Source organism: Spongiibacter sp. (assembly GCF_984394615.1).
The window spans coordinates 51493-62073 of sequence record NZ_CFHTQA010000019.1; the positions used below are offsets into that span (position 1 = coordinate 51493).

At 57.6% G+C, this 10581-nt stretch carries 9 protein-coding genes; 3 read left to right on the forward strand and 6 right to left on the reverse strand.

What is annotated here, in order from left to right:
* Position 1 precedes the first annotated feature (1 nt).
* Positions 2–838, reverse strand: a complete 837-nt coding sequence (gene galU / locus AC5DB9_RS09130; RefSeq protein ID WP_022960560.1) for a UTP--glucose-1-phosphate uridylyltransferase GalU — start codon at positions 836–838, stop codon at positions 2–4.
* Positions 839–1060: 222 nt separating this feature from the next.
* On the opposite strand from galU, the gene fabA reads away from it, so the two are divergent.
* Together fabA and fabB are read left to right on the forward strand one after the other, a co-directional pair.
* Positions 1061–1585, forward strand: a complete 525-nt coding sequence (gene fabA, locus AC5DB9_RS09135) for a bifunctional 3-hydroxydecanoyl-ACP dehydratase/trans-2-decenoyl-ACP isomerase (RefSeq protein WP_022960559.1) — start codon at positions 1061–1063, stop codon at positions 1583–1585.
* A gap of 58 nt (positions 1586–1643) precedes the next feature.
* A complete protein-coding gene (fabB, locus tag AC5DB9_RS09140) occupies positions 1644–2867 on the forward strand; it encodes a beta-ketoacyl-ACP synthase I (protein WP_272992562.1) in 1224 nt (407 codons plus the stop codon).
* Between the two features lie 72 nt (positions 2868–2939).
* Here the strand turns inward: fabB and AC5DB9_RS09145 are convergent, their stop codons facing one another.
* The 5 genes from AC5DB9_RS09145 to AC5DB9_RS09165 all read right to left on the reverse strand — a co-directional run bounded on the left by AC5DB9_RS09145 (position 2940) and on the right by AC5DB9_RS09165 (position 7544).
* Positions 2940–4148, reverse strand: a complete 1209-nt coding sequence (locus AC5DB9_RS09145; protein ID WP_272992560.1) for a molybdopterin molybdotransferase MoeA — start codon at positions 4146–4148, stop codon at positions 2940–2942.
* 1 nt (position 4149) lies between these two features.
* The gene (moaB, locus tag AC5DB9_RS09150; RefSeq protein WP_272992558.1) at positions 4150–4671 is read right to left on the reverse strand and encodes a molybdenum cofactor biosynthesis protein B; all 522 of its coding nucleotides are present in this window, start codon (positions 4669–4671) and stop codon (positions 4150–4152) included.
* Entirely contained in the window at positions 4658–5494 is an 837-nt protein-coding gene (locus AC5DB9_RS09155; RefSeq protein WP_272992556.1) for a sugar nucleotide-binding protein, read from the reverse strand. Before AC5DB9_RS09155 ends, moaB begins: the two co-directional genes overlap by 14 nt.
* Before the next feature lie 87 nt (positions 5495–5581).
* Entirely contained in the window at positions 5582–6097 is a 516-nt protein-coding gene (gene ssb, locus AC5DB9_RS09160; protein WP_022960554.1) for a single-stranded DNA-binding protein, read from the reverse strand.
* Positions 6098–6176: 79 nt separating this feature from the next.
* A complete protein-coding gene (locus AC5DB9_RS09165; protein ID WP_272992553.1) occupies positions 6177–7544 on the reverse strand; it encodes an MFS transporter in 1368 nt (455 codons plus the stop codon).
* Between the two features lie 151 nt (positions 7545–7695).
* Here AC5DB9_RS09165 and uvrA point away from each other — a divergent pair, with 151 nt between their 5' ends.
* On the forward strand, positions 7696–10524 hold the full coding sequence (uvrA, locus tag AC5DB9_RS09170; protein ID WP_272992551.1) for an excinuclease ABC subunit UvrA: 2829 nt from the start codon (positions 7696–7698) through the stop codon (positions 10522–10524).
* Positions 10525–10581: the final 57 nt, after the last annotated feature.

Consider the following 10581-nt stretch of genomic DNA (forward strand, 5'->3'; position numbering starts at 1 on the left):
CTCAGCCCTGACCGTCTTCGTAAACATTCTCGTAAACGTAGTTAGTGGCCTCGATAAAGCCAGGCACACTGCCACAGTCAAAGCGGCGTCCGCGGAATTTGTAAGCCAGCACACAACCGTTCTGCGCCTGCGTCATCAGGGCATCGGTGAGCTGAATTTCTCCATTTTTACCGGGGGGCGTGTCACGAATAATGTCAAAAATATCCGGGGTCAGAATATAGCGACCAATCACCGCCAAATTACTCGGCGCATCTTCCGGCTTGGGCTTCTCAACCATGTCTTTCACTCGGAACAGACCATTCCCCATGTCATCGCCGGCAATGACACCGTACTTTTCGATGTTCTCCATCGGGACTTCCTGAATGGCGACAATGCTGCAGCGAAACTGGTTGTAGAGCTTCACCATTTGCGTCATGACACCGTCGTCGCCGGGGTTCACACACAAGTCGTCAGACAGGATTACGCCGAAGGCCTCGTTACCGACGAGACACTCGCCCGTCAAAATGGCATGCCCCAAGCCCTTCATCTCGCGCTGGCGGGTCATCATGAACGTGCCCTCACTCAACACCTTGCGGATGCTGGTCAGGTAGGACTCTTTGCTGGTGCCGGCAATCTGGTTTTCCAGTTCGAAGCTAATATCAAAATGGTCAGCAATTGCCCGTTTGCCACGCCCGGTTACCAACGCGATTTGGTTCAGCCCAGCTTCAATAGATTCTTCAACCCCGTACTGCACCAACGGCTTGTTCACGATCGGCAGCATTTCTTTGGGCATTGATTTTGTAGCTGGCAAGAAGCGGGTGCCATAGCCGGCAACCGGGAAGAGGCATTTTCTAATCATAGTCAATCCTGTTGTTGTGATAAGCGACTCAATCCATAGTGAGTCCCACGCGTGAATTCTCCCAGCACAACTGGGAATGCGCAATCGCCGCACAGTCTAATGTGCGCGGCTTACCAATTTGTGACAGCAATCTTTGGGCCAATGTTGACATTTTTGTGTGCTCGAACGGGCCTTATGCTACTATGCGCGCAACTGTTTTCTCACTGAAAAGTCTTATTTCTCATGTCTCTTACCCATAAAAACAGCTTTACCAAAGAAGAACTCATCGACTGCGGACACGGCCGCCTTTTCGGCCCCGGCAACCCGCGACTGCCCGTCGACAACATGCTGATGCTAGACCGCATCACCCATATCAGCGGCGAGGGCGGCGAGTACGGCAAGGGTCAACTGGTGGCCGAACTGGATATCCATCCGGACCTCTGGTTCTTCGACTGCCACTTTATCGATGACCCCGTTATGCCCGGCTGCCTCGGCCTGGATGCCATGTGGCAGCTGGTCGGTTTTTTTCTCGGCTGGCGTGGCAATGGCGGCAAGGGGCGCGCACTCGGCGCGGGTGAAATCAAGTTCACCGGACAAATTCTTCCGGATACCAAGCTGGTCACTTACACTTTGAACTTTAAGCGCCTGATCGAGCGTAAGCTGGTCATGGGTATCGCCGATGGCGAAGTCGCTGTCGACGGCAAAGTGATCTACACCGCCAAGGATCTGCGGGTTGGCCTGTTCAAGGACGACGCCAACTTCGCCTGAGTCGCAGGCCGCAGTACAACACTCATAGAACTGAACACAGGACAATAACGAGGTAAACATGAAACGTGTTGTTGTAACCGGGATGGGTATCGTCTCCAGTATCGGCAATGATATCAGCCAGGCCCTCTCGTCACTGCAAAACGGCAGCTCCGGTATTCGCGCCAACGAGACCTATAAGGAAATGGGCTTTCGCAGCCAGATCTCTGGCTCGATTCGCGACCTGGACCTGAAAGAGCATATCGACCGCAAACAACTGCGCTTTATGGGCGACGCGGCAGCCTTCGCCTATGTCGCCATGCAAGAAGCCATTAATGATGCCGGGCTGGAAGAGAAAGACCTCGATAATGAGCGCACCGGCATTATCGCTGGCAGCGGCGGCGCCTCATCGGCCAACCTGATTGAATCCGCCGATATCGTCCGCGAACGCGGCGTAAAACGCGTCGGCCCCTACCGTGTTACCCAAACCATGGGCAGTACCGTTTCCGCCTGCTTGGCAACACCGTTCAAGATCAAAGGGGTCAACTACTCGATTTCTTCCGCCTGCGCCACCAGCGCACACTGTATCGGCAATGCCGCTGAGCTGATCCAGCTTGGCAAGCAAGACATTATCTTCGCCGGGGGTGGCGAAGAGGAACACTGGACACTGAGCTGCCTGTTCGACGCCATGGGCGCCCTGTCGACCAAGTACAATGACTCGCCGGAACAAGCCTCCCGGCCCTACGACGCCAATCGCGATGGTTTTGTCATCGCCGGCGGTGCGGGCATGGTCGTTCTGGAAGAGCTGGAACACGCCAAGGCCCGCGGTGCAAAAATTTACGGCGAACTGGTCGGCTACGGCGCCACCTCAGACGGCTATGATATGGTCGCGCCGAGCGGCGAGGGCGCAGCACGCTGTATGCGCCTAGCTCTGCAAGGCGTTAACAGCGACGTTGACTACATCAACTCCCACGGCACCTCGACCCCCGCAGGCGACATGCAGGAGCTGAAAGCCATTAAGCAAGCCTATGGCGAGCAGCCTATTCCGGTTATCGGTTCAACCAAATCGCTAGCCGGGCACTCTCTGGGCGCAACAGGTGTCCAAGAAGCCATCTTCTCGCTGCTGATGATGCAACACAATTTCATTGCCGCCTCAGCAAATATTGAGGAGCTGGACAGCGAGGCTGCCGGGATCCCCATTGCCACTGAGAAGCGCGAGAATGTGCAGCTCAATACCGTCATGTCGAACAGCTTTGGCTTTGGCGGCACCAATGCCAGCCTGGTGTTCAAACGCTACACAGACTGACCGCAAGGCAGAGAAACAAAAAGCCCGCTATTTAGCGGGCTTTTTTGTGCACGATCATTCTAGCAACGCTGACTACTCCACCCCGAGTTCTGCGAAGGGAATATAGTCGACCCGATCGCCCCGACTTAGCGTCGTACCGATAGGTATTATCGCCAGCGCATTGCTGTAGGCCACCGACGTCAGCGCGCCAGAGCTCTGTTGAGGAAACAGGCTGAGACGAGGACTGCCGTCCCGCTCCGATACCGTCACACGCAGGTATTCCTGACGGCTGCCGGCCTTCGGCCAGTCAAAGTCTGCCTCGGCAATACGCGTTTGCGGCAGGGGGGAAGCATAGCCCTGCATCGCCAGCAAATAGGGGCGAACCAGTAGACAGAAGGTGACGAAGCTGGATACCGGGTTGCCCGGCAAACCGAAAAACGGCACACCGTGAATATCGCCATAGGCCAGTGGCTTACCGGGTTTGATGGCCAGCCGCCAGACTTTCAGCGCGCCGAGCTTTTCGACCTGCGCCTTCACATGGTCTTCTTCGCCCACGGAGACACCACCGGTACTCAGCACCAGATCCGCATCGCGGGCCGCGCTCGTCAGCGCACTGGCCGTTGCCTCAGCACTGTCTGCGACCAGCCCCATATCCCGGACCTCGCAGCCCATTGATCGCAGCAACGAGGACAGCATCGGGCGATTACTGTTGTAGATTTGCCCGGCAGCCAGCGGCTCACCGGGAGATCGCAACTCATCGCCGGTCGACAGCAACGCGACGCGAATCGGTCGCGACACTCGACACTCAGCAATACCCACCGATGCCAACAACCCCACATCGACAGAGCTTAGACGCGTGCCCGCCGAGAGGAGCGACTGCCCGCGGCGAATATCTTGGCCCCTGGGGCGAATATGCTGGGCAGCCACAGGGCGGAGGTCGGTACAAAGCTGCTCATCCTCCAGCCAGCAATCCTCTTGAGCCAACACGCAGTCCGCCCCCGGAGGAATCACCGCGCCAGTGAAGATACGTACCGCGGTGCCCGGCATCAGCGCCTCCGGGGCGGCGCCGGCAGGAACGCGTTGACTGACAGGCAGCGGACGACCGTCGAGCAGGTCCGCCCGCCGCACGGCATATCCGTCCATGGCACTGTTGTCATGAGGAGGAACGTCCAAGGGGGCAGAGATATCTTCACGCAGAATGCGCCCGGCCGCCTCGGCAATCGAGCAAGGCTCCGTCGAGAGCAGTGACGCATCGCTCAGCAACCGCTGCTGAACGGTGCCGACATCCTCCAGTAGCGCCATACTAATTGTGCGCCCGGGTATTCAGTACCCCGACAAAGTTGCAGGGCCGGTGGCGGCTGTCGAGCTGCTCGCGGATCAGCGATGTCCAGGCTGTGCGACAAGCGCCGGTAGAGCCTGGCATACAGAAAATGACCGTATTGTTGGCAAACCCAGCCAGCGCACGCGACTGTATGGTTGAGGAGCCAATCTCGGTGTAGGAGACTGCGCGAAAGACTTCACCAAAGCCCTCAATCTGCTTGTCAAACAGTACCGAAACAGCCTCAGGGGTGGAATCCCGCCCGGAAAACCCGGTGCCACCGGTAACCAGCACAGCGTCAACCTGCGGGCTAGCAATCCAGGCCGAGATAACCGCGCGTATCTGGTAGATATCATCTTTGACGATCTGCTTATCAGTCAGGGTATGCCCTGCTTCCTGCAATGACTCGACCAGATAGGCGCCCGAGCTGTCGCTCGACTCGTCGCGGGTATCCGACACCGTCAACACGGCGAGCTTCAGGGGTATCAAGATATCAGAGGCACTCATTCGACGCGTCCTCACAAAGACTTTTTATTAATTTGGGCAGCCATGCCCGCCACGGCAACTGCTTGATACCAAAATTTCTCAGCAGGCGTTCACACTGCAACACCGGCAATTCAGCGGGCCAGTCCCAGCCGCGCGGATCCTCGACAATGTCGGGGGCATTGGCCAGGTACTGACTGGCGTGGGCATAGGCGATTTCAGCAAAGGCGTAGGCGCTGCAACTGCCACTGCTCTGGTAATGGTAAATTCCGCGACAGGGCGCACCGCAGGTTAACTGGTCGACCATGGCAGACAATACGCGCGCCAGATCACTGACCGGCGTAGGACAGCTCTGTCCTGCATTGCGCAAGCCGACAACCTCGCCGGCCATCAGGCTCTCGAGTAAGGCGGCCAGAAAATTCTCTCCCGAAGAAGCGATCAACGGGCCTGCTCGCAAGACCAGTGACTGGCAGGGGGCCGACAACAGCCCCTCTTCCATCTCTGCCAGTCGCTGAGCCTCAACGGTCATGGCTGCGGGGGTTACATTTTCAGTCAGCGCTGTGTCGGCATCCAAGCCCTCCAGCACCCGGGCATCGCTGATCGCGATATAGCATTGCAACCGCGACGCCAGTAATGACAGGAGATTCTTCTGAACCAGCGGCAGACTGGGGCCAACCGCCTCACCGGGTATCAACAGAGCATTGATAAGGATGGCGCCATCGGCCAACGCCGGGTCGGCGAGCAGCTCATCGGCGGAGAGCCGCTTCAGCGCTCGCCCCCGTGAACTCAGTTGACTATCCAGCGCAGTGGCGAGCGTGCGATCTTCGCACAACAACAGAACGCTCACTTAACACCCTCGTGTAAACGGAACAAGCGATTCTCGTAGGCGACCGCTAAGCACTACGCACAGAAAAAGGCTATGCGTAAACATGAATTAAAACGGGATGTCGTCGTCGAAATCGTCAAAGCCACCGGCCGGTGGCTGTGCTGCAGGCGCCTGCTGAGGCGCTGGGCGCTGTTGAGCCTGCGGAGGTGCCTGACGGCGTTGCTGCTGTGGAGCCGGCGCCTGATTATAACTGTCATCGCCATAGCCGCCGCCCATACCACCGCCACCGCGGCTGTCGAGCATTTGCATCTCGGCCGCAACGATCTCGGTGGTATAACGATCCTGGCCACTTTGATCCTGCCATTTGCGGGTGCGCAGCGAGCCTTCCACGTAAACCTTGGAACCTTTCTTCAGGTATTCACCCGCGATCTCAGCCAAACGGTTGAAAAACACCACGCGGTGCCACTCGGTACGCTCCTGAGGCTGACCGGTCTGCTTGTCCTTCCAGCTTTCACTGGTAGCAAGCGTAACGTTGGTGACCGCGCCACCCGAGGGCATGTATCGGGTTTCGGGGTCCTGCCCCAGATTTCCGACCAAGATTACTTTGTTTATCCCACGCGCCATGCGCTGTCTCCTGTTATTTGTCTGCTGTTCAAGCCCTGCGACGAAAACTCACTATACCGGATAGAGGCCGAAGGCGTCATTACTCGTGCACGTCGATTCCGGCTGGCAAGAGCTTGGTATCGAAGCCCTGTTCAACGCGCAAATAGGCTTGCGACTGCGGCTCGAAAACCGTCATATCCATGGCTCCAGGTAAAGCGAGGACTTCACTTTTGAGTCGATCCGCCGTCCACTCCCCGCTGTGCCAGCGCAAGCTCAGGCTGATATTACGCGCAGGCAGCGCCATGTGCCGCGTGCATAACAACCAGACCACCGCCGCCAGCGCCGCCGCGAGAAAGACCGCGGCTTCGCCCCAGTGGCCCAGCAGCCAACCGCCCAGTGCACCGCCACAAAAAGCCCCGAGGAATTGAAAGCTGGCAAAAACCCCCATCGCCGTGCCCTTACCTCCGGCATAAGCAATGCGACTCAGCAAGGCAGGCAGCGAGGCCTCGAGGTAGTTGAACCCCGTGAAGAATATCAACAGGACAACCGTGACCGTCAGCAGCGTTGTCGGCATGACGGCCGCCGCCAGCTCAATCAGAATCAGCAAGATGATGGCGATACGCAGCATGCGGGTATGCCATTGGCGCGTCTCTGCCAGAATAATGCCCGGCACCATTAATACAAAGGCACCAGCCATCACCGGGAGATACATATACCAGTGATGCTCGGGAACCATGCCGAGACCCTGCAGCCTGCCGGGAATAATCAGAAACAGCGCCATCATGGCGGCATGCAGTACAAACACCCCAATGTTCAACCGCATCAGGTCCGGCGTCTGCAAGCACCTTATCAGCATACCCGCCAGGGGCTGGCTTCTCGGATCACGCAACTGCACCTGCGGCGACGGGATCAGCGTCAAGGTGATCACCACACCAACCCCGGCGAGCGCAGCCGTAACCAAAAACAATCCGGAAATTCCCGCTACCGAGGCGATTCCGGGACCAATGACCATCGCTATCCCGAACGAGACACCGATACTCATGCCGATTACCGCCATCGCCTTGCTGCGATGCTGCTCTCGGGTCAAGTCGGCAACAGTCGCGGTGAGGGTACTGGCAATAGCTCCAGCTCCCTGCAACAAGCGCCCCAGGATCACAGTAAAAATTGACTCCGCCGACGCTGCCAGCAGACCGCCGGCGGCAAACAGCAGCAAGCCACCGATGATGACCGGCTTGCGACCGACACGGTCAGACAGCATACCCAACGGGATTTGTAGCAGCGCCTGCCCCAGACCATAGATCCCGAGCGCCAAGCCAACCAGCACCGGCGTACTCAAGGCGTAGTCAGCGGCGTACAGCGGCAATACGGGCAGCAGCATGAACAAGCCCAGCATGCGGAATACATACAGACAGGCCAAGGCGGCAACAGCACGACGCTCAAGCGCAGACATCGACGAAGGGGGATTCAAAAGTGGAGTTGTCCTGAATCGAGAAGTTAATCCGGCCCGTAGTCTATCAGTTCAGGACGGGCTAAAAAACCGTAGCAATAAGCCGCTTTGGACTTTGCGCCCCCTTCAAACAGGCCCGTATAATGGGCCGTTTATCCAGACGGGATTATCAATGGATCGGATTATCGTTCGCGGGGCTCGCACCCACAATCTGAAAAACATCGACCTGGAAATCCCCCGCGACAAACTGGTGGTCATCACCGGCTTATCCGGCTCGGGAAAATCTTCGCTCGCCTTCGATACGCTGTACGCAGAAGGTCAGCGGCGCTATGTGGAATCCCTGTCGACCTACGCCCGGCAGTTTCTGTCGATGATGGAAAAGCCGGATGTCGACCATATCGACGGGCTCTCGCCAGCTATTTCCATTGAACAGAAGTCGACGTCACACAACCCGCGCTCTACCGTCGGAACGATTACCGAGATATACGACTACCTCCGACTGCTCTTCGCACGTGTTGGCGAGCCGCGCTGCCCAGACCACGACGCGCCACTCGCCGCCCAAACCGTCAGCCAAATGGTCGACACGGTTCTGGCACAACCGGAAGGCAGCAAACTGATGCTGCTCGCCCCCGTCATCAAAAACCGCAAAGGCGAACACCTCCACGTGCTCGACAAACTGCGCAGCCAGGGCTTCGTCAGGGCGCGCATCGACGGTATTGTCGTAGACCTGGACGACGCGCCAGAGCTGGACAAAAAGAAGAAGCACAGCATCGACGTGGTCGTCGACCGCTTCAAGGTAAGAGATGATCTCGCCCAACGACTGGCAGAGTCCTTCGAAACGGCGCTTGAGCTAAGCGACGGCATCGCCAGCATTGCCGACATGGATGCACCCGACGCTCCCGAACTGAACTTTTCTGCCAAGTTTGCCTGTCCTCACTGCGGCTACAGCCTCAGCGAGCTCGAACCGCGACTGTTCTCCTTTAACAGCCCCCAAGGCGCCTGCGGCAGCTGCGACGGGCTCGGCATCCGCCAGTATTTCGACGAAGCAATGATCGTCCAGCACCCCGAGGCCAGCCTGTCTACTGGTGCGATCCGCGGCTGGGATCGCCGCAGCGTTTACTATTTTCACATGCTGCAATCGCTTGCCGATCACTACGGCTTCGACATTGACGCCCCCTTCGAAGAACTGTCAAAAGCGCATCAGAAAGCCATTCTTCACGGCAGCGGTGACGAAGAAATCAGTTTCACCTACATCAATGACAGGGGCGACAGCTTCCAAAGAAAGCATCGCTTTGAGGGCGTCATCCCCAACATGGAACGGCGCTACCGCGATACCGAGTCCCAGACGGTGCGCGAAGAGCTCGCCAAGTATCTCAGCACCCACTCCTGCCCTGACTGCAAGGGGACTCGCCTGCGCCGCGAAGCGCGGCATGTGTTCATCGACGACAACACGCTGCCAGATATTACGGAAATGCCGGTCGGCAAAGCACAGCAATATTTCAGCGAGCTGGCACTGACAGGTCGCCGCGCACAGATCGCTGAAAAAATTCTCAAGGAAATTAATGATCGCCTGCGCTTCCTCGTCGACGTTGGCCTCAACTATCTCAGCCTCAGCCGCAGTGCCGACACACTGTCCGGCGGCGAAGCGCAACGCATCCGTCTCGCCAGCCAAATTGGCGCCGGACTGGTCGGCGTGATGTACATTCTCGACGAACCCTCCATAGGGCTGCATCAACGCGATAACGAGCGACTGCTCAATACGCTCCGTCACCTTCGGGATATCGGCAATACGGTGATTGTGGTGGAACACGACGAGGATGCAATTCGCACGGCCGACCACATTATCGACATCGGCCCACGCGCCGGTGTCCACGGCGGCCAGGTTGTCGCCGAGGGCGACCTCGACGCCATTCTCAACAACAAAAACTCTCTCACCGGAGACTACCTCAGCGGGCGTCGCGCCATCGCTCTCCCGGAGCAACGCCACCAGCCGGATCCGAAGCGCCACCTTCACCTGGAAGGCGCAATCGGTAATAACCTGCAAGACGTGAACCTGAACATCCCGCTCGGATTGATGACCTGCATTACCGGCGTCTCCGGCTCCGGAAAGTCGACACTGATCAACCACACCCTCTACCCAATAGCCGCTACCACGCTGAACGGCGCGACAACGCTCAAACCCGCCCCCTATGCAGATATCCGGGGCCTGGAGCTCGTCGACAAGTGCATCGACATTGACCAAAGCCCTATTGGCAGAACTCCTCGTTCCAATCCAGCAACCTATACAGGGATCTTCACGCCCATCCGTGAACTGTTCGCCGGCACACAGGAAGCCCGCTCCCGCGGTTACAAAGTGGGGCGCTTCAGCTTTAACGTGAAGGGCGGTCGCTGCGAAGCCTGTCAGGGAGACGGCGTCACCAAAGTGGAAATGCACTTCTTGCCAGATATCTATGTGGCTTGCGAAATCTGTCAGGGCAAACGCTATAACCGGGAAACACTGGACATTCTGTACAAGGGAAAAAATATTCACGAAGTACTGGAAATGACAGTGGAGGATGCCAATAGCTTCTTCGAGAATGTCCCAGCCATCGCCAAAAAACTGCAAACATTAATGGATGTTGGTCTGAGCTATATTCGGTTAGGCCAAGCCGCCACCACCCTGTCCGGGGGCGAAGCCCAGCGGGTCAAACTCGCCAAAGAACTGTCGAAGCGAGACACCGGAAAAACCCTTTATATTTTGGACGAGCCGACCACCGGCCTGCATTTTGAAGACATTCAGCTATTGCTTAGCGTTCTTCACCGGCTGCGCGATCACGGCAACACCGTCGTTGTCATTGAACACAACCTGGACGTGATCAAAACCGCAGACTGGCTGATCGACCTCGGCCCCGAAGGCGGCAGTGGCGGCGGGCAAATCATTGCCGAAGGGACACCCGAACACGTCGCCGAACAAGCTCAGTCACATACCGGACAATTTCTCAAACCGCTGCTGCAGCGCTAAACAAGTAACCGTCCGGTGAACCCCATACTTAATTCAAGTTTGCAAATTTGATTCGTG

Bases quoted from the DNA above. Each gene is read 5' to 3' on its own strand.
- uvrA (WP_272992551.1), top strand. From the start codon at position 7,696: ATGGATCGGATTATCGTTCGCGGGGCTCGCACCCACAATCTGAAAAAC.
- fabA (WP_022960559.1), top strand. From the start codon at position 1,061: ATGTCTCTTACCCATAAAAACAGCTTTACCAAAGAAGAACTCATCGAC.
- fabB (WP_272992562.1), top strand. From the start codon at position 1,644: ATGAAACGTGTTGTTGTAACCGGGATGGGTATCGTCTCCAGTATCGGC.
- ssb (WP_022960554.1), bottom strand. From the start codon at position 6,097: ATGGCGCGTGGGATAAACAAAGTAATCTTGGTCGGAAATCTGGGGCAG.
- AC5DB9_RS09145 (WP_272992560.1), bottom strand. From the start codon at position 4,148: ATGGCGCTACTGGAGGATGTCGGCACCGTTCAGCAGCGGTTGCTGAGC.
- galU (WP_022960560.1), bottom strand. From the start codon at position 838: ATGATTAGAAAATGCCTCTTCCCGGTTGCCGGCTATGGCACCCGCTTC.
- moaB (WP_272992558.1), bottom strand. From the start codon at position 4,671: ATGAGTGCCTCTGATATCTTGATACCCCTGAAGCTCGCCGTGTTGACG.